This window comes from Parabacteroides sp. AF27-14 (assembly GCF_003635425.1).
Classification (GTDB): Bacteria; Bacteroidota; Bacteroidia; order Bacteroidales; family Tannerellaceae; genus Parabacteroides; species Parabacteroides distasonis.
Window position 1 is genome coordinate 189,730 of record NZ_QTLZ01000002.1, and the last position, 23,499, is coordinate 213,228.

The window sequence follows — 23,499 nt, forward strand, 5'->3', positions numbered from 1 at the left end:
AACAAACGATTAGATTTATGTATAAGCAGTACATCAAACAAGCGGTTCAAATGCTGCGTGAAAATACGCTCGTAAGCGTAATCTCTATTTCGGGAACGGCCCTTGCGATCGCCATGGTGTTGGTGATGGTATTGGTGTTCCAGATTAAATCCACGGGATATGCCCCTGAGTCCAATCGGTCTAGGTTTATGTATGTCTGGGGTACGGAAGTCGGTACGAAAAATCCCAATGGCCCGGAGTATAACCGTGGAGGTATGTCCAGCGAGGTCGTGAAGGAATGTTTCTACACCTTGCGGAAACCAGAGGCCGTATCCGGCTATTGTAGTGATAGCCATTCCTTGTCATTGCCCAATAGACGGCTCTTCAAGGAGTATGAGATTTGTTATACGGACGCGGGCCATTGGAAAATATTCGACCATCCTTTCTTGGAAGGGGGCCCCTTTAGCGAGGCTGATTTTCAATCCGGTATACCGAAGATGGTGCTGTCGGAACAAGTGGCGACCGATTTGTTCGGAACGGGACAGGCCGTCGGGCGGCAGGTCGTGATGGATTTTATCACTTTCACCGTCTGCGGTGTGGTGCGTGACGTACCTTCTTCATTGATGAGCTCCTACGCTCAGGTATGGATACCCTATAGCAGCAATGAGGCCCTGACCCGTGTAAATGGGGAGTATGGGGAGAATATGGCCGGTTATTTCAGCGTGGCCTTATTGGCTCGTTCCTCTTCCGACTTCGATGCCATACGCTCGGAGCTAGACCAACAGGTCCGTCGCTACAATGACAGCAAGACCGATTATAACGTAGGTTTCCCTTCCGGGCTACTTTCCCAGTTGGATACGGCCATGGGAAGCGGCGCTTTTCAAAAGGTGGACTGGCCTACCTTCTTGGCCGGATCGGGCGCTTTCCTATTCTTTTTGCTCTTGGTCCCGGCGCTGAACTTAACGGGCGTGATCCAATCGTCCGTGCAGAAGCGGAAAGAAGAGATCGGTTTACGTAAGGCTTTCGGGGCTACGGGGCAGAATCTTTTGATGCAGATCTTATCGGAGAACTTTGTGCTGACCTTGATCGGTGGCGTGATCGGTATCGGTCTCTCGATGGTGTTGCTGGTGGTAGGGAAGCCTTTCATGTTGAGCGAGAACGTGAGCCTTACGGCGCCTATGCTTATTAAACCGGGCTTATTTATCTCCGCCCTTATCTTTACGTTCTTGCTGAATATATTAAGCGCCGGGATACCGGCATGGCGTACGACACGGCAACCGATCGTAGAAGCGTTAAAGGGGAATGAGTGAATCCAATGAATAATGAACAATGAGTTGTCAATTGTCAACTATCAACTATCAACTATCAAATTATGATTAAGCATATATTTAAAATAATATGGGCCCAGCGCAAGAGCAACGGCTGGATACTGGGCGAGTTGGTTATCGTGATGTGCGCCCTTTGGTTTATGATGGATAAGTTATGGGTGGATGTGCGCTGCTATAACGCCCCGATGGGATATGATATCTCGAATACGTGGCGTTTCAAGCTTTCCACGCTCTCGTCGAACGCCCCGGGTTATGTGCCCGACTCACTTTACGACTCGAACGCAACACAGGATTTGTTGAAGCTTATGGAACGTATCCGCCAAGAGCAGGAGGTCGAGGAAGTATGTGTTACGTATTGGTCCATGCCTTATTCAAACGGAAGTTCGTGGGGTACGCTCCTTCCCTTGGGCGCTGATACCTCGAAGGCGGTAGGACAGAACTACCACAAGCTGAAAGTATCTCCTTCTTATTTCGATGTATTCCGTATGAAGGATAAGGAGGGCCGTGCCATCACCCCGCTGGTGGAGAACGCTTACCGCCCGCTCGTCGTGACGGCGGAGGCGGAGGATTTCTTCTTCGGGGGGCAGTCCGCCATAGGCCGGCAGATCTCGGAGAATGACGACCTTTCCGAGCCTTTCACGATCGCCGCTGTCCTTCCTACCTTCCGTAGCAATGACTTCGACCGTCCGGAGAACTGCGCTTTCACGATATTGAAAGGTGAGTCCTTGCGGGAGTTCGTGAAGAATTTCGGCGTAAGGAGCGCTGAACTATCGGTACGTACGAAACGCCCGATGACCGAGGATGAGATGTACGCTTTCTTGGAGAAAACAGCGGATCGGATGACGGTAAATAACATCTTCGTCCACGGTGTCACCCTCCTTGCCGACCAGCGTGATGACCAACTCCGGTTTACCAAGAACGAGAACAGCAAGAAACTCTCCATGATGGCCTTCCTGCTCGTGAACGTATTCTTCGGTATCGTAGGCACGTTCTGGTTGCGTACCGAGCGGCGGCGTAGCGAGATCGGTCTCCGCATGGCGATCGGTTCCAGCCGGGGCAGGCTGGGCGAGTACATGTATCTGGAAGGTCTGGGTCTCTTGGCGATCACTGTTCCGATTCTACTGGTCTTCGTCTTCAATATGGCCTTTTTGGATAAGCTGGATTCCTACCGCGAGCCCCTCTCCATCCTCCGCTTTCTAGTAACCCTCAGCGTCTCCTACCTCCTGATGGCCGGCATGATCTGCATGGGAATCTGGTTCCCTGTCCGCAAGGCGGTAAAGATGGCTCCGGCGGAGGCGTTGCATTACGAATAAATTGTCTATCTTTGCGTCTGTCAATTTATTAATGAGAAAGGAGCAAGCTTATGACAGCTATAGAATTAAAAATGTCGTTACTGCAAGAGGTGATGTCTTTGGAGGATGAACAGTTGATCAAGAAGGCCCTCGACAGTGTCCGCCGTATGAAGATGGCTGCCTTCGGTAAGGCAACCCCGGTAGAGAAGCCGGCAGACGATTACGTGGAGCCTACCAAGGAGGAGATCTTGGCGGGGCTAAGGAATGCCCTGCAAGACGTGAAGGATTTGCGTGAGGGCAAGGATGTGGGGCATAAGTTTAGAGACTTAAGTGAGTTGCTCAATGAGGTATAGGATAAAAACCCATTAAGACTTCGATAAAGAGTTCAAACGTCTCTGTAAGAAGTATAGCTCATTGAAGGCTGATTTATCGGCTTTGGGTAAGTCTTTGAGCGAGAACCCCGATCAAGGGACGAGCTTAGGCAAAGGCGTTCGCAAGGTACGCATGGCCATCGCCTCCAAGGGAAAAGGAAAGAGCCATGGGGCGAGAGTGATTACTTACACGGAGGCCATTGTCTGCGCAGATAATGAGGGTACGGTTGTTCTCCTCACGATCTACGATAAGGCCGACCGTGACTCCATTTCGGCAGCCGAGATCGATGAACTGCTGAGATCCTTACGTTGGGAATTATAAAATCTGAAACTGTCCATAATCGCTGTCCGATAACGAATCAAGTGTTCGTTATCGGACAGCTTTTTTTACGGGGTGATGTTAGGAATCAGGTGGTTACGTTTTTGGCACGTTATTTGCCTCCGTAGGGGCACAAAGTCGGATGATAACAAACAATCGCTGTTTAGGTCGGGTAATAGATAATTTATAATACAAAGGTTTATGATAAAGCAATACATTAAACAAGCGTTGAGGATGATCGGGGAGAACAAGCTGTTGAGCGTGATCTCGATACTCGGTACCGCCTTGGCCATTTGCATGATCATGGTGATCGTCATCCTGTATGTCGTGAATACGGCGAGTTTCAAGCCGGAGGTAAACCGTGGCCGCACCTGCTACATAACGACCGTCATGAGCAATGGCAAGGATGATAACCGGCGCATCTCCTACTCGTCGCTGGGACTGCCCTTGGTGAAGGAATGCTGCTATCCGCTGAAAGGGGCGGAGGCCGTTACCGCCATCAATATGGATCGCTACAGGCCGTTGACCGCCTCGTCCATGGACGGGCTTAAGAACCGGACGAGTTACATCTCTTATACGGATACCGCCTTCTGGAAGATCTTCCAGTTCGATTTCCTGCAAGGAGGCCCCTTCAGCCCGGCGGCTTTCACGAGCGGTATCCGCGACGCCGTGATCAGCGAGAGCGTGGCCTTGGCCCTTTTCGGCACGGACCAAGTCGTGGGGCGGGAGATGAAGCTCGATTTCATCGTCTACAATATCTGCGGGGTCGTGAAGGACGTATCCCGGTTCGCCTCGAAAGCGTGGGCGGAGGTCTGGATCCCTTACACGGTGCGGGACGACGGGGGATACCAAGAGGGTATCAACGGCTCGTATAGCTGTTGCGTCCTGCTGAAACCGGGCGTCACGAGGGAGGAGTTGAGGACCGAGGCGTTGCGGAAGGTCGAGGAGTTCAACGCCAAGACCCGGGATGTCAAGGCCGATATCCTTCACCAGCCCTCCACCCAGATCGAGGAATGGATCGGCGGCGGTAGCGAGTTCGGGGCGAACCTCTTCTATCTCTACGTCCGTTACGGCATCATCCTTTTCATCCTCCTGCTGGTTCCGGCCTTGAACCTATCGGGCATCACCCTGTCGAGGATGCGCCGCCGGATGGCCGAGCTTGGCGTACGTCGGGCTTTCGGGGCCACGCAAGGCACCATCCTCTGGCAAGTGCTGTCCGAGAACATGGTCTTGACCCTGCTCGGCGGACTGCTGGGATTGGCGATGTCGTACGGCGCCATGTTGTTGCTGAGGGACTGGTTGCTGGTCACCTCGCTGGGGAAGACGGGGCTTTCCACCGGGATGTTTAACGGGGCGGTCTTTATCGCCGCCTTCCTGTTCTGCCTCGTGCTGAACCTGTTTTCCGCCGGCCTCCCGGCTTGGCGAATGTCAAGATTGAATATTACGGACTCTATAAATGGTTGACGCTATGTATAAGATGATTCTAAAACAACTCTGGAACGAGCGCAAGGGGAACTTGTTTATCTGGTTGGAAATGCTCGTGGTCTCTATCTTCCTTTGGTATGCGGCGGACGCCTTGTTCGTGATGTACAGACTCTACTCGCAGCCCTTGGGCTTTAACATCGAGCATACGTATCATGTGAGTTTCGGCGTGATCCCGGAGGAAAGTCCCGATTATGACACGACCTCCGTGCATAGCGAACGGGGAGGCGGGGATTATCTGACCTTGATGGATCGCATCCGCCGGAACCCCTCCGTGGAATCAATCTGTTTCACCACCGGCGTGCATTTCCATTACCGGGGATCGAACCAATACGCCACGTTCCGGAAGGACTCGTTGATCCGTAATGGCTTCGTGCGTTACGTATCGCCCACCTATTTCGAGGTGTTCGACGTAAAGACGGCACAAGGCGGGTCCCCCTCGGAGTTGGTGGACGCCCTGCGTGACAACCAAGTGGTGGTGACGGGTACGGTCGCCGACAGCTTCTTCGGCGATCTTGCGGCGGCCGTGCGCCAAGAGATCTATATCACCGACCAAGGCTCTCGTGATAGCGTGGCCTACCGTATCGGTGGTGTCTGCGAGAAACAACGTTACTGCGAGTTCACCGGCTATGATTACGCTTACTATAAGCTGGTGGACGAGAACAAGGTGGCCGAGGAGGGCGATTGGGTCGGAGAGGGCTTGAATACCTTCATCCGGGTGAAGCCCGGCGCGGACGGCGCCGCTTTCGCCGCCGATTTCCGGAAGGAGATGGAGCAGCAATTGCGCGTGGGTAATATCTATTTGAAGGATGTTTTCCCGATGTCCCATTACCGGGACCAGTTCCTTGAGCGTTGGTTGGATCAAGTCCGCCTTTACGTGGCGGGCATCGCCTTCTTCCTGCTGAATGTCCTGCTCGGCGTGGTGGGAACCTTCTGGTATCGTACGCAACAAAGGAGCGCCGAGATCGGCCTCCGCATGGCGATGGGAGCCACCCGCAAGGGCATATTCTGGCAATTGGTGAAGGAGGGCTTGGCGCTACTCACCATCGCTTTCATCCCCTCCGCCGCCATCTTCGCCAACCTGCTGTATATGGAGGTGACGCAAGGCTCGGAGATACCGCCCGACATGGCCTCACGCCTGTTGTTCGGCTTCGTGTTCTCGTATGCGGTGATGGCCGCGATGATTGTCGTGGGAATTAGTTTCCCGTCTTACCGGGCCATGCGGATGCATCCGGCGGACGCCTTGCGGCAGGAATGATCGGACACGGACGGCACGGATGGCACGGGCATCCGTGTCCGGAAACGAACCGACTGTTCGGAAATGAATCGACTGTTCGATAACGGACAGTACTTTTTTATGGAGATGTCATGGAATCAATGAGATACGTTTCTGGCACGTAATTTGCTTTTAGGTGGCAAAGCCTAGCGATAGCAAGAGTTTAACAATAACAAGAGTCAAACAATAACAATTAAAATATTACAGTCATGATCAAACTAACGAATTTACAGAAGATTTACCGTACGAAAGAGATAGAGACAGTCGCGTTGGAAAACGTGAACCTAGAGGTACAGCAAGGCGAGTTTCTCAGCATTATGGGACCCTCCGGATGCGGGAAATCCACCTTATTGAACATCATGGGCCTGCTGGACTTGCCTACCTCCGGCACGGTCGAGATCAACGGCGTGAACACGGTGGGCATGAGCGACAAGGAGTTGGCCGCTTTCCGTAACAAGCAACTGGGTTTCGTGTTCCAGAGCTTCCACTTGATCAATTCCCTGAACGTGCTGGACAACGTGGAGCTTCCCTTGCTCTATCGCAAGGTCTCTTCCTCGGAGCGCCGCAAGCTGGCCGAGGCCGTGCTGGAGAAGGTCGGCCTCAGCCACCGTATGCGCCATTTCCCGACGCAGCTCTCCGGCGGCCAGTGCCAGCGCGTGGCCATCGCCCGTGCGATCGTAGGTAACCCCGACATCATCCTCGCCGATGAGCCGACCGGTAACTTGGACTCCAAGATGGGTATCGAGGTCATGGACCTGCTTCACCAACTCAACAAGGAGGACGGCCGCACCATCGTAATGGTAACCCACAACGAGGCGCAGGCCAAGCAAACCAGCCGCACCGTGCGCTTCTTCGATGGAAGGCAGGTGCAGTAAGGGAGCCGTATACGGAGGATCTCCATGTGTGAGGCACTACTGGTGGCACCTTGCCTCATAGCTATGAGGTACGATACCTCAAACGTATGAGGCAAGGTATCACCCGTGGTGTCTCGATACCTCACATCACGGTGAAGGTAAGCGTACCATACCGGGGCTCTTTATAAAGGTGATAAGTAGGGGTGAACTGGGTGCAGACGATGGCTTCCCACTCGCCTGCCCCGAAAGCGAAGCCGGGGACGAAGCAGAGCCGCTGCCCGCTGTTGACGAGCGTCTCCTTGCGATACTCGCTCCGTTTGTCTACGACACGGGCGGCGATGTCATCGATGCTGAGCGTACGTTGCCATACGACGCTTCCCTTGTAGCTCGTGTTACCGGGCAGGTGGCTCTTGCTGACGCGGATGCTCTGCTTGCGAAACGGCTTGGGCAGCTCCGACTTAGGTATTTCTTTATCCATGATCTCGTGGTTTAATGAATGATTAAGTGGCAAAGATAAGAAAGATAACATGAATAGTATTTGGAAATACATGCTAAGCGTATAATAATTACGGAAAGCAGGCGGCAGATACCCATAAAACAAACTAACAAATAATGAACGATGTACAAGGTATACCTTAAACAAGCTTGGGCCTTGATGGGGCAGAATCGCTTCTTCACCGCCGTTTATATCATCGGTACGGGCTTGGCGATCTCGATGGTGATGGCCATAGCGGTGGTCTACCATATCCGGACGGCGAATATCGCCCCGGAGGTGAGCAGGGACCGGATGGGCTACGTATCGAACGTATCGTATGAGTTCAACGGGGGCAAAGGCTCGTTGAACAGCGGTTGCGGGCCCCGGTTCGTGAAGGAGGTCCTCTACGGCCTCGAGACACCCGAGAAAGTGGCGGTCACCACCAACGCCGCCATCATGCCTTATGAGGTGGGGGACATCTTCATCCAAGCGCCGGGTAGCGACGAGTCGCCGAAAGTACAATTGATGGGATGCGACGACGCGTTCTGGCAAGTCTACCGTTTCAGCTTCTTGGACGGGAAGCCGTTCGCCAGTGCCGAGTTCCTTTCCGGGATGCCCCGCGTGGTGCTCGACCGTTCCTTGGCACGCCGCCTGCTCGGGCGTACCGAGGTAGCCGGTCAGACCGTCTTGATCAACGATATAGAATATACGATTAGCGGCGTGGTGGAGGATATATCCGCCGTCGCTTCCGACGTTTACGCCGAGGCGTGGGTACCCTACACCTCGATGGCAAGTATCATGGATACCGCCTTGGAGGAGCGGGAAGGCTCGGTGGGACTGCTGCTCGCCAACTGCCTGCTGCGTGACGCCTCGGACCTTCCGGCCCTCTCCGCCGAGTTGGAGAAGGGAGTAAGACGCTACAACAGCGGCTTGCGGGAGGGACAGGTGAGAGTGGAGCCGCCCTGCTCGTTCGGCGACCAGTTATTGTCGCGGTTGTTCGGGCCGGAGACGTATATCGTCTTGGGCGTCGCCCTCTTCCTCTTCCTGCTAGTCCCGGCGCTGAACCTCTCGGGCCTGAACGCCTCGAGGATGCAAGACCGGGTGTCTGAGCTAGGCGTACGCAAGGCCTTCGGGGCGTCGCGGAAGACGTTGATGGGGCAGGTCTTCTGGGAGAACATGCTGCTGATGTTGCCCGGGGGCATGGCGGGATTGCTGTTCTCGTACGTGCTGGTGTCCGTATTCCGGGGCATCCTTCTTTCCCCCGGTTTGCATAGCATGGGCTCCGGGGCGGGTAACGATATCTTCCTCTCGCCGGGGATGCTGCTGAATATGGAGGTGTTCGCCTATGCGTTCGCTGTCTGCGTGGCGCTGAACCTGCTCTCTTCGATGATACCCGCTTGGCGTACCGTGCGGGTGAGTATAACGGATGCGTTGAACGATAAATAGGATACGGCTATGGTAATACATCTATTAAAGTTGATAAGGTCCCGTTTGGGAGGAAGCTGCTGGATACTGGTGGAACTGCTGGTCGTATTCGTGATCCTGTGGTTCATGATGTACTACTTCGTGGCGCAAGGGATGCTGACGCGGATGCCGGTGGGCTTCAAGCTGGATCACGTGTACAACGTGACGCTCGCCATACGGCCGTCCGACAGTCCCTCGTTCATCGCCTACGAGGAGGGGAGCGAGGAGCCGGTGCGGAACATCGAGCGTATCGTGGAGCGTATCGAGCGGCATCCCGACGTGGAGGTGGTAGGGCTCTCGTATTATTCGCTGCCTTATACCGACTCGAACATCGGCAGCAGAGTCTTGAAAGACTCGATCAACCAGCGGGTGCGGGCAATGATCGTCTCGCCGGGGTATTTCCGGGTGTTCGGCATCCGCTCCGCTACGGGAGAAAGCCCGGAGAGACTGGGGCAGACCCTGTCGGGGCTTCGGGAGGGGAGGGAGATGATCCTCTCCGCCGATCTGGCGAGCAAGCTATACGGCCATACCGACGTGATCGGGGCCGAGATCTATAATTACAACGATACCGTGCCCTGTCACGTGATAGCGGTTACGGAGCCGGTACGAAACTCCGAGTACGATTCCCGGAATCAGCATAGTGTCTTCTCTCCACTGGACTTGCGGGGGATGTCTGGCAAGGGCCAGTTGGACGAGAAGGGACTCACGCGAGTGCAGATCACGTTCCGCACCCGTCCGGAGGTCTCTACCTCCAACTACGCCGCCAAGTTCCGTAAGGAAATGAGTAGATCTTTGATGGTGGGTAATTACTGGGTATCGGAAGTGAGGGACTACGAAGGGATACGGGCCTTTTATCTCGAGAACTCGGAGCGGACGAGCGCCCATCGGCTGGTATCGGCCATGGGATTGTTCTTCTTGGTGAACGTGTTTCTGGCGGTGATCGGTACGTTCTGGTTTCACGTGAGCCGTCGCCGTTCGGAGTTGGGGCTACGTATGGCGATGGGCTCCACCCGCAAGGGTATAGAGGGGCTGATGATCGGCGAGGGCTTGTTGCTGCTGGCGATCGCTTCCGTGCCGGGCTTGCTGATCTGCCTGAATCTGGCGGTGGCCGATATCGTGCCCTGCGGCGTGATCCGCTTCACGGCCATTAGCCTGCTGACAGGGGGTGTCTTGGCGCTCATCGTCTTCTTGGCTATCTGGTACCCGGCCCGTAAGGCGGCCCGGCAGGAACCGGCTGACGCATTACGGTATGACGGATAATAGAAAACAGGTAACACCCGGTTGTAGAGACGGGGCGTGCCCCGTCTCTCACCGACTGAATCGTATAATTAAATCGACTGAATATGTATAAGATCTACTTAAAACAAGCATGGGCCCTGATCCGGCAAGAACGGCTGTTCAGCTCGGTCTATATCGTGGGGACGGGATTGGCGATCTCGCTGGTGATGGTGCTGTCCATCGTGTTTTACGTGAAAATGGCCTCTATTTATCCGGAGATGGACCGGGACCGGTTGCTGACCGTGAAGAGCGCTGCGCTGAAGAATGAGAAAGGGGGCACGAGCAGTGGCCCGGTATCGCCCCGCTTCGTGGAAGAGTGCCTTGCGGGGGTGCCCGGCTTGGAGGCGTTGGCGCTATGTTGCGATGACGCTGCCTCCGCTTTCGTGCAGCCGGTGGGCAGTCCCGTGCAGATACCGGTCATGAAGATGGGGGTAAACGATGGGTTCTGGAAAGTATTCTCCTTCCGTTTCCTGGAGGGCAAGCCTTTCACCGAGGCCGATTTCCGGTCGGGGATGCCCGTGGCGGTAATCGCCCGCTCACTGGCCAAGAGGCTTTATGGAGAAGGTAGTGCCGTGGGGCAGACCTTGAGCCTCGACTTTACCTCATTTCGTGTGGTGGGCGTGGTGGATGACGTATCTTACCTGATGGATCGGGTTTTCTCGCAGGTCTGGTACCCATATACCCAAGTGCCCGACTTCGAGGAGCGGGTCCGATACTCGGAGGCGCGTATGCCCGGGCTAGGCCCCTTGAAGGTCTATATGCTCGTGAAGGACAAGGCCGATATCGGCAAGGTGCGGGAGGCGGTGGCGGATAACGTGCGTCGCTTCAACCAATCGTTGAACGTGGATGGCAAACGTGAGTTCTCCCTTCTTGGGCAGCCGGATCGCCATTGGGAGAGTATCTTCCGGTATTGGTCGAACGTGGAGCCGGATATCGTGGGAGACTTGAGCCGTTATGGGGTGATTTTCCTGCTCCTGCTGCTCGTCCCCGCCGTCAGCCTCTCGGGCATGGCCGATTCCCGTATGGAGCGGCGTCTGGGCGAGCTGGGCGTGCGGCGTGCTTTCGGGGCTCCCAAGGGGGCGTTGATCGGGCAGGTCTTGATGGAGAACTTCCTGTATACGCTGCTGGGCGGCTTGGTGGGACTGCTGTCCTCCTTCCTGCTGGTGACGTTCGCCAGCTCGTGGGTCTTCAAGATCGGCAACGGCTTCTCGGATGCCGCCCCGGATGGCGTGGACGTATCGCTCTCCATGGGGATGCTGTTCAACCCGTGGGTCTTCTTGATCGCCTTGTGCGTATGTTTCCTGTTAAACCTGATGTCGGCGTTGTGGCCCGCTTGGCGTGCGTCAAGACGGCCTATCGTTGATTCGTTGAACGCTTAAATGGAGGGAAGAAAGATATGTGGAAAATGACTTGGATACAATTGATGAACCGCTGGCGTAGCAACGTGTGGGTGTGCGTGGAGTTGCTGCTCGCCTTTTGCTTGGCGTGGTACATGGTGGATTACTTCTTCGTGGAGATCTATAACCGTAGCCTCCCCTCCGGGCGCGACTACGCCGATGTCTGGCAGGTAGAAATGGGCCTCTTGCCGGAAACCTCCCCCGACTATCGAGCCACCGAGAGCGACTCGATCGCCATGCTGGGAAATTATGAGCGGATAAAAGACCGCTTGCGTGATTATCCGGGAGTGCAGGCGATGGGCGCGGCCTCGGGCTGTTACTCCACGCCTTATACGGGCTGTTATTACGGTATCGGTTTGGCGAACGCGGCCGATACGAGCAAGCGGGAAGCGGTCATGAGGTATGAGATGGATCCTACCACGGATTTCCTGTCGGTCTTCAACCATTCGTACGCCAAAGACGGCTGTCCGGTATCTACATCCGATTTTGATTGGGGAGACCCCCGCGCTATAGTAACCACCCGGATGGTGGAGCGAAAGGTATTTGGAGAGGCATCCGCCGTTGGGCGTGAGGTGAAAGACCCTTTCGACGAGGAGGGCCCGACTTATATCGTAAAGGGCGTATTAGAGGATATCAAGCGTTTTGACAATAGCCTACCCCAAGGTGCCGCCTTCTTGGCGATCCGTCCCTCGGCGGAGGAGATCCCCGAGATGAATTATTTCATACGGATCGATCCTGCCGTGGCAGGCCCTCGTTTCGCCGATACGTTCCGGGAGAAGATGAGCCGTGAGCTTCGGGTGGGGAACTTCTACCTGAAACGCCTGACCTCCTATGAACGGATCAAGGCCGATACCGATTATTCCTTTGGCGTTACCTACGATTACCGGGTCCGTATGGCGTTGATGGCCTTCTTGGGCTTGAATATCCTGCTTTGCGTGATGGGTACGTTCTGGTACCGGGTGCGGATGCGCCGGGGAGAGATCGGGTTGCGCATGGCGATCGGTTCGCCCCGTGAAGAGATACGTAGCCAGATGGCTCGTGAGGGCATATGCCTGTTACTCATGGCTACCCCGCTCGCCTTGTTGATAGAGGCCCAATTCGTGATGGTCGGCTTCTTGGACATCCCCAAAGGGACCTTGCCGGAGCTTTACTGGCCGGCGATCCTGCCGCTCCGTTTCTTGCTGGTGAATATCCTGACATGGATACTGCTGGCTATCGTCATCCTGCTCGCCGTCTGGCTTCCCGCCAGCAAGGCCGCCGAGATGGAGCCGGCCGAGGCGCTGCGGTATGACGGATAACAGATAATGCCCCGTCTCCCACCGACTGAATCGTATAATTAAATCAAATGAATATGTACAAGATCTATCTAAAACAAGCCTGGGCCTTATTGAAAGAGAACAAGCTCCTTTCCGGAGTCTCTATCTTCGGTACGGCCTTGGCGATTTGCATGATCATGGTGATCGTGATCGTATGGCAGATGCGTACCGCCAATTACTCACCGGAAGACTATCGAGACCGGATGATGTACGTCAGTGATACCCGTGCCTCCTACAAAGAGAACGAATCTTATAACGACTGCTACTTTCTTGCTTCCCGTGTGGTGAAAGATTGTTTCTATCCCTTGCGCTCTGCCGAGAAGGTAGGCATGGCCTATCATGGCGTGCAACGCTTGGCGGCAGTGGCGGATCATACGGTGGAGTTCAAGTGCGACGTGACCTTTACGGATGCGGCGTTCTGGAATATCTTCAACTTTCGTTTCCTCTCCGGTAAGCCTTATGGCGAGGAAGAAGTACAAAGTGGCATCATGGATGCTGTGGTAAGCGAGTCCGTGGCACGCCGGTTGTATGGCACGACCGAGGTTGTAGGCCGTACCGTCGAGATCAGCTACGTGCCCTATACCATCCGTGCCGTCGTGCGGGATGTCTCCCTGCTAGCCGAGTCTGCCTATGGCGATGTCTGGTTGCCTTATACCACCGACAATTCCCTGTATGATAATGGTTCCGACCGTCTCGTCGGGGGCTTCCGTTGTTATATCCTCGCAAGTTCGTCCGCCGACTTTGATGCGATCCACTCCGAGGCTGAGGCGAATATCGCTCGCCTTAACGAATCGCAAAGCACGCACCTACTGAAAATTGGAGGAGGACCTGATACCCATTTGGGCGATTTGGCTCGCGAGGATGCTTTCTCTGAGCCGAATGTACGGGAACTGGTCATGAAATATGTTATCATCGTTCTTGTCCTTTTGCTGATCCCTGCCATCAACATGAGCGGTATCACGCAAAGCCGGATGCGTAAACGTATGGCGGAGATCGGGGTGAGGAAGGCGTTCGGGGCGACACGCTCGGAATTACTGACGCAGGTACTCTACGGGAATCTGTTGCAGACCTTGCTGGGAGGTGTGTTAGGTCTGTTTTTCTCATACGCCTCCGTATTGCTCTTGTCCGATTGGTTGCTAGATACGGGCACGGCATCGATGGGTATCGGTCGCACCTTCGTCAATGCGGAGATGATGTTCAATCCGGTGATCTTCCTTTACGCGTTCCTTGCTTGTCTCGCGTTGAACCTGCTGAGCGCCGGAATCCCGGCTTGGCGAGCCTCACGGATGCGTATCATCTCGGCTCTCAACGAGAATGTTCATTAATCTCCCGCATTGGATGATAGCTATACTAAAATAATAGAAAGATATGATACGACATTTATTACAATTGATCTGGAACCAGCGCAAGCAAAACACTTGGTTGTGGGCTGAGTTATTGCTGGTTTCGGTCTTCCTTTGGTTCCTTGTGGACTACCTGTATGTGATGGGGCGCACGTATACGGCTCCTCTGGGCTTCGATATCCGGCATACGTACAGCATCGTGATCAGCAGCCTCTCGGAAAGAAGCCCGGATTATATCCCGAAGGAGAAGCGGGAGCGGCCGGATGGTGTTCATCTGCTGACGGCGTTGGATCGCATCCGCACCTATCCCGGCGTGGAATCGGCCTGCCTTACGGATGGGGGGATGCCTTATTATATGGGAAGCCGTAACCTCGTTTGGCGGATTGATACATTGCAGGTGCCCTGCCGCTATGCTTTCGTCACCCCGGAGTTCTTCGACGTGTTCCGTATCTATGATAAGGACGGCAAGACGGCTTCCTTGAAACGGGCCATCGAGGATAACAACTCCATCGTAATCTCCGCCGACGTGGAGACGATGAATCCCGGCCTTTCCCTACTCGGGCAAAAGGCGTACCGGGGGAATGTGACCGACGAGATCGAGGAGACGATCCGTGGTATCAGTGTCCCCATCCGCCGTCATGAGTACACCAAGGCGGAACCCAACGTCTATAGGGCCCTGCGGCTAAGCCGGATGGAGGAAGGATACTATGAGGGGATGATAGATGCCGTGCGACTCTGCGTACGTGTCCGTCCGGATGTCGATAATGCTGATTTCCCCGCACGCTTCCGCAAGGATATGGCCGAACAGCTTCGGCTAGGCAACCTCTATCTGCTAGACGTACAGCCCTTGTCATATATTCGCGACGGTTATATCCGTTCGATCGGCGTAGAGAACGAGGTGAAAACCCGTGTGGCGGTAGCCTGCTTCCTATTGGCGAATATATTCCTCGGTATCATCGGTACCTTCTGGTTCCGTACGGAATATCGCAAAGGCGAGATGGGGCTTAGGATGGCCTTAGGCTCTACCCGCCGTCAGTTGAACTCGATCATGGTGGGAGAGGGTGTCCTATTGCTGGTCTTGGCGTTCATCCCGTCCTTAGTCATCAGCTTCAACATCGCCCATATGGATTTGATAGATACCTATCAGCTTTCGTTCACGTGGCTGCGCTTTGCGATTTGCGGAGGGATTACGTTTGTCTTGATCGTCCTCATGATCATCTGTGGCGTATGGTATCCCGCCCGCTCGACAGCCCGCTTGGAGCCAGCGGAGGCGTTGCATTATGAATAAGAGTTAACTTACATATTTCACACATACACACAATTGAAAGCCCGGTCTTGTAGTGATACATGGCCGGGCTGTTTTCGTGCTTGGCAAAAATCCGCTAGTTAAAACGTCATTGACGCATATACCCCATAATGCCCGTCTCCCGCTACCGGGCTGATAGACAGGTTATGTTTCTTTGCGAACGGGCGGGTAAAGATATAGGCGCTACCGGCGCCGATAACGGCTCCCGCCGCCACGTCCCACCAATCATGCTTCTTTCCATAGACCCGGCTCCAACCCACGTAGGTAGACACGGCATAAGCCGGAATACCCCATTTCCATCCATAACGCCTTTGGATAAAAGCGGCTCCCGCGAAGGATACGGAGGTATGCATGGATGGGAACGAATGATTATCGCTGAAGTCGGGCCGCTCTTTCTTCACTAGGTATTTCAGCGCATAGGTTACGCCCAATGTCGTAACCCCGGTGAATACGCCTTGTTTCAGCCCTTGCCAGTCTTGGGTTGCCAATACGGTTGCTAGACTCGCCACCGGAGTGATAAACACCAATACGTCTCCCGAGGTCCGTATGGCTTTCCGGCTACCGGTCACCTTCAATTCTTGTCCGTTAACGGACAGACACAGCATGAGCATTGTAATTGCGAAAAGGATATGTCTCATAGATTTAAAATATAGTTGCTATTTTAGGTATAAAAATGATAAACCCGACGATGGCTGCCGCTATCGCCATCAATAATACGGCTCCCGCCGCCAAGTCTTTCGTTCGCTTGATAGCCTCATTATACTCAGGGGAGACCAAATCTGCTAGGGCCTCGATGGATGAATTGACCGCCTCGGCAGCTAATACCGCTCCGATCACGATCGTTACTGCGATCCATTCCATGCGGGAAAGTCCGAATACCACCCCGGCTATAAGTACACAAACAGCCGCGAAACAATGGATCCAAGCGTTATGCTCCTTCGTGATCAATAGCTTGATTCCGTTGAAAGCGAATTTAAAGCTTCTGGCTCTCTTTCGAAATGTGAAACCGTCATTCTTCATTTTTATAGCATCTCTTATTGAGGAGGGCAAATATAGGTATTTTTTGCCTTTATCGCATATCCTGACGAACAAACAGGATATTCACCTTTCATATTCCGCAATTCGTCAAGATTACTTGTTGGTTTTTATCTGGAACGATAACTTCGTTGATTAAAAAAGTGCCCGTGATACGAGCATAGATCAAAGTAAAAGAATAAATTTATGGCTTGAAATCAGATATGAAGATAAAATATAACTTTCTAAGTCCGTTGCTAATGGCGATATTGGCGATCTGTTGCCTGTGGATTGTTACGGATGTCGCTTATGGTGTTCGCATGTGGGAACTGGGAGTGGATGCGTGGATCGGGCGTATCAAGGCCCTTGCTATTATATTGATCGGCGTTAGCTTATCTTATTTGTTTTTTAATTACTTGGTTAATACTTTTTTAGATAGGAATAAAGAGCGGAGGTCCCGTCCGGTGTTCCGGGAATATCTGTGGGTGGTCTTGTTTAATTTAGTCGTGCTCAATATCGGCTTGTATATCGTGATCTATTCTATAAATGGAACGACCTATCGGTGGGGAGAGGCGTTAATGATCAATGCGGTAGCTGTGCCGATCTTTCTCCTATACTATTTCTTGATCCGTAATAATATATTAGCCAAACGCTATTCGGAGAAAATCGTCCAATTGGAGAAAATGAAAGTAGATCAATTGGAAACCCAATTAAAGTTGCTGAAGATGCAATACCATCCCCATTTCCTGTTTAATGCCTTGAATACGATCTATTTCTTGATTGATGAGGAAAATGAGGAAGCGATTGAGGCTGTAGAGTTACTTTCGGACTTACTCCGTTATCAATTATATGATATAAATACGAAAGTGACGATCGAAGAGGAGATTGATTATTTGCGAACATATATTCAATTCCAGCGACTTCGTATGACGAAACGCTTACAGTTCGAGGAGTCCTTTGACCCGGAATTGACCGGACAAAAAATACATCCGTTGCTTTTCCTTCCATTATTGGAGAATGCGTTTAAATATGTGGGCGAAGCGTATTGGATACAAGTATCTATGCGGAAAGAGAGGTCAAAGGTCTGCTTTGGAGTAAGCAATACTTTCAATCCGGACTCCTTGGAACAAAGAAAGGGGAAAGGCATTGGGATCGACAATCTGAGAAAACGATTGGAGCTATTGTACCCGGATAAACATGAGCTACGTATAAAAAAAGACAATACCCGTTTTAGGGTTGAGTTATGTATTGATTTATCAGAATAATATGGAAATAAAGTGTATCATAACGGATGATGAGCCAATCGCCAGAAAAGGACTTCGGCGACACATCGGTAAAATTGATTTTCTGACCATCGTCGGAGAATGTGAGGACGCTATACAACTCAATAATATGCTGAATTCGGTTCAAGCGGATTTGCTTTTTCTGGATATAGAGATGCCGGATATGTCTGGACTGGACTTTTTGGAGAGTGCTCAGAACGCTCCTAAGGTAATTATCACCTCGGCATACGAGCGGTATGCGTTGAGAGGATATGAGTTTGACGTGGTGGACTATTTATTGAAACCAATCTCTTTTTCCCGTTTCCTGAAATCGGTCAATAAAGCACATGCGTTGATGGAATCTACATCGAAAAGCGAGGAGCCTGCTTATATCTTTGTCAAGACGGAGAAGCAACTTAAAAGGCTTTATTTAAAGGAGATTCAATTTATAGAGGGCATGGAGAACTATATTGTTATCCATACCCTCACTTCCAAAGAGATCGTTCATCTCCGGTTGAAGAGTATATTGGAAACGTTGCCGGCACAAATTTTTATGCAAGTGCACCGCTCTTTCATCGTGAATCTTTCTTATGTACAAGCGATAGAAGGAAATCTATTAATCATTGGGGAGCATAAAATACCGGTGTCGCGCCCTTTACGGGAAGAGGTCTATAAATCGATCGTCAATAATCAACTCATTCAAAGATAAGTATCCAAAAACGGACACACTGTTCATTATCGAACACTTTAAATATTCCTATTTGTCGGATTATCAATAGTATATGTTTTTGGCATGCCTTTTGCCTTAGGCAGGATAAAAAAACTTATACTAAGATGAGAAGGATCTATATAGCGATGTGTTGTCTGTGGGCGGGGATTTCGGGAGTATGTGCCCAAGACAATACGAATAAAGTTCGAATAACCCTGCGGCAAGCGATCCAGATCGCACAGCTTCAATCCGTAGACGCTGCCGTGGCGCTCAATGAGTTGCGAACGGCCTATTGGGAATTCCGTACGCATCGGGCGGATCAGTTGCCGGAAGTGATATTTACGGGGACTCTGCCTTCATATAGCAAGCAATACTCGAAGTACCAGCAATCGGATGGTTCTTATACCTATGTGCAAAACAATGCCTTAGGCTTAAATGGAGAGATCTCTATCGCCCAGAACATAGCCTTGACCGGAGGTAAGATCGCCTTGAATACCTCTTTGGATTTTACCCGTCAGCTAGGTAGTGGCGCTTACAACGAGTTTATGAGCGTACCTGTTAGTTTGACATTGACGCAACCGATCTTCGGCGTGAATGACCAAAAATGGAAACGTCGTATCGAGCCTGTTCGTTACCAAGAGGCTAAGGCCGCTTATATGGAGAACGTGGAGAATGTAACGATCGCTACCATCACGAATTACTTCAACTTACTGTTGGCGGAAGATAATCTGGATATCTGTAATCAGAACTTGCTGAACGCCAATAAACTCTATGACATAGCGGTAGCGAAGCGTAAGATCGGGCATATCTCGGAGAGCGAGTTGATGCGTTTGAAACAGTCGGCCTTGCAAGCGAAAGGTAAGCTAACCGAGGCTCAATCCAATTATAACGCGATGATGTTCAAGCTCCGTTCCTTTTTAGGGATGAGCGAGCAAGACGTGATCGAGCCTGTTCTTCCCGAGGCGATAGAAGGGGTCCGTATGGATTATCAGGCGGTATTGGAGAAGGCTCAAGAAAATAACTCGTTCTCAAAGAATATCATGCGCCGTCAGTTGGAAGCGGATTATGATGTGGCGACCGCCAAAGGAAACCGTCGAAGTATTAACCTGTTTGCCTCCGTGGGTTATACCGGTAAGGATATGTCCATGCGAGGAGCTTACAATCCATTGAAAGATAACCAGATCGTAGAGGTCGGGCTTTCGATTCCTATCTTGGACTGGGGAAAACGGAAGGGAAAGGTAAAAGTAGCCGAATCGAATCGGGATGTCGTACTTTCCAAGATCCGTCAGGAGCAAATGGATTTCAATCAAGATATCTTCCTCTTGGTGGAGAATTTCAACAATCAGGCCGCTCAATTGGAGATAGCCGCCGAGGTGGACACGTTGGCGGAAAAGCGCTACAAGACCTCGATCGAGACTTTCATGATCGGAAAGATCGATATCCTAGACTTGAATGACGCCCAGAGTTCGAAGGATGATGCGAAGCAAAAGCATATCCAAGAACTGTATTATTACTGGCGTTATTTTTATAACATCCGTAGTATAACATTGTATGATTTCTTGAATAATCGTACATTAGATGCCGATTTCGAGGAAATCGTGAAACGATAAATTGATTATATGATACTGATAATAGATGATGATGCGGCTGTTCGTTCCTCGCTTACATTCCTGCTAAAACGTGCGGGTTTCCGGTCGGAGGCGGTTCCGGGGCCGAAGGAGGCCTTGGAGGTGGTCCGTGCCACGGCGCCGGAGCTGATCTTGATGGATATGAACTTCACGCTGACTACCACGGGCGAGGAGGGGATTCAATTATTGAGACAGGTGAAGATCTTTCGTCCCGATGTACCTGTGATCTTGATGACCGCTTGGGGATCGATCTCTTTGGCGGTGCAGGGAATGCAAGCCGGAGCCTTCGATTTTATCACGAAGCCTTGGAATAACTTGGTATTATTAAAATCGATCCGGACTGCCTTGGAATTGAGCGAGCAGAAGAAAGAGACAAACGCTCCCTTGAACCGTTCGGATGCCGACCATAAATTTCATTTTGATAAGATCGTGGGGCAAAGTGCCGCTTTGATGGATATATTGGGGACGGTCTCGCGTATCGCCCCGACAAATGCCTCTGTTTTGATTACCGGCGAGAGCGGTACGGGTAAAGAGCTGATAGCGGAAGCGATCCATGCGAATAGTCCCCGGTCGAAAGAGGCTTTCGTAAAGGTAAACCTAGGCGGACTATCCCAGAGTCTTTTTGAAAGCGAGATGTTCGGACATAAGAAGGGGGCTTTTACGGACGCATACATGGATCGGGTAGGACGTTTCGAGATGGCGAACAAAGGTACGATCTTCTTGGATGAGATCGGCGATTTAGAACTGTCTTGCCAAGTAAAGCTACTTCGGGTATTGCAAGACCAGACCTTTGAGGTCTTGGGGGATAGCCGCCCCCGGAAGGTGGATATACGGGTCGTAAGCGCTACGAACCGGGATTTACGATCGATGGTGGCGGACCGTACGTTCCGTGAGGATCTTTTTTACCGGATCAATTTGATCACGGTGCATTTACCCGCCTTGCGTGAGCGAAGGGAGGATATCCCATTGCTGGCCCGATATTTCGCGGATAAGCAATCGGAGGTCAATGGGCTACCGAGGGTGGAGTTCTCATCGGATGCCCAGACCTATTTAAGCCGTCTTCCTTTTCTCGGTAATATCCGTGAGTTGAAGAACTTGGTGGAGCGGACGATCCTTGTGTCGGGTAAGACGCTTTTGGATGCCGCTGATTTCGAGGTTCATTGCATGAATACATCCGGCTCTAAATCAACGATTCCGTCTTCTTTGGAGGGCTTGACCTTGGATGAGTTGGAGAAGCAAACCATCTTACGCTCCTTGGAAGCGCATGGAGGTAATTTATCGCATGTCGCTACGGCACTGGGAATCAGTCGTGCCGCATTGTACCGGAGATTAGAGAAATACGGAATCCCGATCGATAAATAAGAAGAGGCGAGGATGAGGCTGAAAGGACTATTCTGGATATTGACGACGCTGCTGTTGACTATATTGGCGGTGGTGACTTATTATGTCTTTTATACGTCTTCTATCCGGATGTTTTTTGCGGTAGAAGCCTTGGTCTTGCTTACGATCATCTATTTATTTGTCTTTTATCGCCGTATCATAAAGCCCTTGCATATCATCGGTAACGGTATGGAGTTGTTGAAAGAGCAAGACTTTAGTTCCCGCTTGGGAAAGGTCGGGCAAACGGAGGCAGACCGGGTGGTCGATGTGTTTAATAAGATGATGGAGCAGTTGAAGAATGAGCGTTTGCACCTCCGGGAGCAAAACCATTTCTTGGACTTGCTGGTCAACGCCTCTCCGATGGGAGTGATCATCTTGAACTTGGATGAGGAGATTCTATCCATGAACCCGGCCGCATGTAAATTGTTTGGAGCGCAAAGCTCGGAGGATATGGTGGGAAAACGTTTTCTTCAACTAGATTCTCCCTTGGCGGAAGAATTGGTACGGGTTCCGATGTATCAAGCGCAAACCGTCCGGTTGAACGACGCTAATATTTATAAATGTACGCATTCTTCATTCGTGGACCGGGGCTTTCACCACCAGTTTTATTTGATAGAGACGTTGACCCAAGAGGTGTTCAAGGCCGAGAAGAAAGCGTATGAGAAAGTGATACGTATGATCTCTCATGAGGTGAATAATACGACCGCGGGTATCACCTCTACCTTGGATACGTTGGAGTCTACTTTCAGCGGGATGGAAGATATGGAGGATGTCTGCGAGGTTTTGCGGGTCTCCATAGAACGCTGCTATAGCATGAGCCATTTCATCACCAATTTCGCTGATGTGGTGCGTATACCCGAGCCCCAAAGTCGTCCGCAAGAATTGAACCAAGTGGTGTCCGCTTGTAAACGCTTTATGGAGACGGTTTGCCAGAACCGGAATATCGAGATTGCTATGGATCTGAGCGAGGAATCTCCAGTCGTGAATTTGGATAATTCATTATTCGAGCAAGTCTTGGTCAATATTATCAAGAATGCCGCCGAATCCATCGAGCGGGATGGAAAGATTTATATCCGGACGACTGTGCGTCCCACCTGCTTGGAGATAGCCGATACGGGCAAGGGCATCGACAAGGAAACGGAAACTAAACTATTCAGTCCGTTCTTCTCTACGAAACCGAACGGACAAGGTATCGGCTTGATCTTTATCCGTGAGGTACTGTTAAAACATGATTGCCGATTCTCTCTCCGCTCTTACGCGGATGGATTGACAAGGTTTAAGATTTGGTTTAGTTGAAATAATCCCTTTATGGTTTGAGGTTTTTCCCTTGTAGGCTAAGGCTGTATCCTTACAGGTGTTAGCCTTTTTGTCTGCTTGTATTCATCATGCAACAGCCGTTGCATGATCATCTACCAACTGTTGCACGATCTTCTACCAGCCGTTGCATGATCGTCCAACAGTTGATAGATGATGGATGTCTCTAGAGGAAAAGTCTAAAGATAGGGATGGAAAGGACTAAAGGATACGGAGGTTTTGGGCAAGCTGTACTGGATTTTATACTATCTTTGGGCCGTATAACAAAGCAATAGAAATCTAATCTTGAATATCATGAAGAAAGTAGTATCTGTATTATTTATCCTTGCGATTATCGTATTTTCTGTATTAATGGTAAGCTATTCGAGTGATCAAAAGCCGGAGAAAGTTCTTCGCCATGTTGTTATGTTCGGTTTTAAGCCGGATGTGTCTGAGGCGCAGGTGAAAGAGGTTGAGGATGCCTTTTGTAAGTTGCCTTCTCAAATCGACTTGATCAAAGGATATGAGTGGGGAACGGATTGTAGTCCGGAGGGATTGCAACAGGGCTTGACTCATTGCTTTTTCTTGACTTTTCATTCGGATGCGGATCGGGACGCCTATTTGGTACATCCGGCGCATAAAGCATTTGGCAAGGTGTTAGGAGGGAAGGCATCGGCGGTTACGGTGTTGGATTATTGGACGAAATAAAAAGAATGGGCGGGATGAATCAATG

Annotated in this window: 22 protein-coding genes; 19 read left to right on the plus strand and 3 right to left on the minus strand. The window is 51.6% G+C overall.

All coding sequences use genetic code 11. The features are described from left to right. The first annotated feature begins 17 nt into the window (after positions 1-17). The 7 genes from DWY79_RS03070 (at position 18) to DWY79_RS03100 (ending at position 6,922) form a co-directional block, all read left to right on the plus strand. Positions 18-1,289, plus strand: a complete 1,272-nt coding sequence (locus tag DWY79_RS03070; protein WP_005864755.1) for an ABC transporter permease — start codon at positions 18-20, stop codon at positions 1,287-1,289. Between the two features lie 62 nt (positions 1,290-1,351). After that, on the plus strand, positions 1,352-2,620 hold the full coding sequence (locus DWY79_RS03075) for an ABC transporter permease (protein WP_005864757.1): 1,269 nt from the start codon (positions 1,352-1,354) through the stop codon (positions 2,618-2,620). Positions 2,621-2,670: 50 nt separating this feature from the next. After that, a complete protein-coding gene (locus DWY79_RS03080; RefSeq protein ID WP_005864759.1) occupies positions 2,671-2,952 on the plus strand; it encodes a hypothetical protein in 282 nt (93 codons plus the stop codon). 61 nt (positions 2,953-3,013) lie between these two features. Then, positions 3,014-3,292, plus strand: a complete 279-nt coding sequence (locus tag DWY79_RS03085) for a hypothetical protein (protein WP_005864762.1) — start codon at positions 3,014-3,016, stop codon at positions 3,290-3,292. 198 nt (positions 3,293-3,490) lie between these two features. Then, complete coding sequence (locus DWY79_RS03090; protein WP_005864764.1) at positions 3,491-4,753, plus strand: ABC transporter permease; 1,263 nt, start codon at positions 3,491-3,493, stop codon at positions 4,751-4,753. Between the two features lie 4 nt (positions 4,754-4,757). Next, the gene (locus tag DWY79_RS03095; RefSeq protein ID WP_122368892.1) at positions 4,758-6,029 is read left to right on the plus strand and encodes an ABC transporter permease; all 1,272 of its coding nucleotides are present in this window, start codon (positions 4,758-4,760) and stop codon (positions 6,027-6,029) included. 227 nt (positions 6,030-6,256) lie between these two features. After that, on the plus strand, positions 6,257-6,922 hold the full coding sequence (locus DWY79_RS03100) for an ABC transporter ATP-binding protein (RefSeq protein ID WP_005854666.1): 666 nt from the start codon (positions 6,257-6,259) through the stop codon (positions 6,920-6,922). A 121-nt stretch (positions 6,923-7,043) separates the two neighbouring features. On the opposite strand, the gene DWY79_RS03105 is transcribed toward DWY79_RS03100, so the two are convergent. Further along, positions 7,044-7,379 carry a DNA-binding domain-containing protein gene (locus DWY79_RS03105; protein ID WP_005864772.1) on the minus strand — a complete coding sequence of 112 codons (336 nt, stop codon included), beginning with the start codon at positions 7,377-7,379 and terminating at the stop codon, positions 7,044-7,046. Between the two features lie 141 nt (positions 7,380-7,520). Here DWY79_RS03105 and DWY79_RS03110 point away from each other — a divergent pair, with 141 nt between their 5' ends. From DWY79_RS03110 to DWY79_RS03135, 6 genes are all read left to right on the plus strand, one after another. Further along, positions 7,521-8,822 (plus strand): ABC transporter permease, encoded by a 1,302-nt coding sequence (locus tag DWY79_RS03110; protein ID WP_005864774.1) that lies wholly within the window; start codon positions 7,521-7,523, stop codon positions 8,820-8,822. 9 nt (positions 8,823-8,831) lie between these two features. Further along, positions 8,832-10,100 (plus strand): ABC transporter permease, encoded by a 1,269-nt coding sequence (locus DWY79_RS03115; protein ID WP_122368835.1) that lies wholly within the window; start codon positions 8,832-8,834, stop codon positions 10,098-10,100. Positions 10,101-10,177: 77 nt separating this feature from the next. Next, the gene (locus tag DWY79_RS03120; protein ID WP_008778171.1) at positions 10,178-11,497 is read left to right on the plus strand and encodes an ABC transporter permease; all 1,320 of its coding nucleotides are present in this window, start codon (positions 10,178-10,180) and stop codon (positions 11,495-11,497) included. 17 nt (positions 11,498-11,514) lie between these two features. Continuing rightward, complete coding sequence (locus DWY79_RS03125; protein WP_048927622.1) at positions 11,515-12,813, plus strand: ABC transporter permease; 1,299 nt, start codon at positions 11,515-11,517, stop codon at positions 12,811-12,813. Positions 12,814-12,866: 53 nt separating this feature from the next. Further along, positions 12,867-14,156, plus strand: coding sequence for an ABC transporter permease (locus tag DWY79_RS03130; RefSeq protein ID WP_122368836.1), 1,290 nt, complete (start codon positions 12,867-12,869; stop codon positions 14,154-14,156). 43 nt (positions 14,157-14,199) lie between these two features. Next, positions 14,200-15,462, plus strand: coding sequence for an ABC transporter permease (locus tag DWY79_RS03135; protein ID WP_122368837.1), 1,263 nt, complete (start codon positions 14,200-14,202; stop codon positions 15,460-15,462). A gap of 98 nt (positions 15,463-15,560) precedes the next feature. Here DWY79_RS03135 and DWY79_RS03140 read toward each other — a convergent pair whose 3' ends face one another. Beyond that, on the minus strand, positions 15,561-16,118 hold the full coding sequence (locus DWY79_RS03140) for a phosphatase PAP2 family protein (protein ID WP_008773430.1): 558 nt from the start codon (positions 16,116-16,118) through the stop codon (positions 15,561-15,563). 4 nt (positions 16,119-16,122) lie between these two features. After that, positions 16,123-16,500: a diacylglycerol kinase family protein gene (locus DWY79_RS03145; protein WP_005854690.1), complete on the minus strand. Its 378-nt coding sequence runs from the start codon at positions 16,498-16,500 to the stop codon at positions 16,123-16,125. Positions 16,501-16,718: 218 nt separating this feature from the next. Between DWY79_RS03145 and DWY79_RS03150 the strand changes: the two genes are divergently transcribed. The 6 genes from DWY79_RS03150 (at position 16,719) to DWY79_RS03175 (ending at position 23,474) form a co-directional block, all read left to right on the plus strand. Beyond that, the gene (locus DWY79_RS03150) at positions 16,719-17,759 is read left to right on the plus strand and encodes a sensor histidine kinase (RefSeq protein ID WP_122368838.1); all 1,041 of its coding nucleotides are present in this window, start codon (positions 16,719-16,721) and stop codon (positions 17,757-17,759) included. A 1-nt stretch (position 17,760) separates the two neighbouring features. Next, positions 17,761-18,465, plus strand: coding sequence for a LytTR family DNA-binding domain-containing protein (locus tag DWY79_RS03155; RefSeq protein ID WP_005864793.1), 705 nt, complete (start codon positions 17,761-17,763; stop codon positions 18,463-18,465). Between the two features lie 125 nt (positions 18,466-18,590). Continuing rightward, positions 18,591-20,075 carry a TolC family protein gene (locus DWY79_RS03160; RefSeq protein ID WP_005854697.1) on the plus strand — a complete coding sequence of 495 codons (1,485 nt, stop codon included), beginning with the start codon at positions 18,591-18,593 and terminating at the stop codon, positions 20,073-20,075. A gap of 9 nt (positions 20,076-20,084) precedes the next feature. Next, positions 20,085-21,455: a sigma-54 dependent transcriptional regulator gene (locus DWY79_RS03165; RefSeq protein WP_048927626.1), complete on the plus strand. Its 1,371-nt coding sequence runs from the start codon at positions 20,085-20,087 to the stop codon at positions 21,453-21,455. A gap of 12 nt (positions 21,456-21,467) precedes the next feature. Then, entirely contained in the window at positions 21,468-22,769 is a 1,302-nt protein-coding gene (locus tag DWY79_RS03170; RefSeq protein WP_008773426.1) for a PAS domain-containing sensor histidine kinase, read from the plus strand. A 312-nt stretch (positions 22,770-23,081) separates the two neighbouring features. Further along, complete coding sequence (locus DWY79_RS03175) at positions 23,082-23,474, plus strand: Dabb family protein (RefSeq protein ID WP_005854703.1); 393 nt, start codon at positions 23,082-23,084, stop codon at positions 23,472-23,474. Positions 23,475-23,499: the final 25 nt, after the last annotated feature.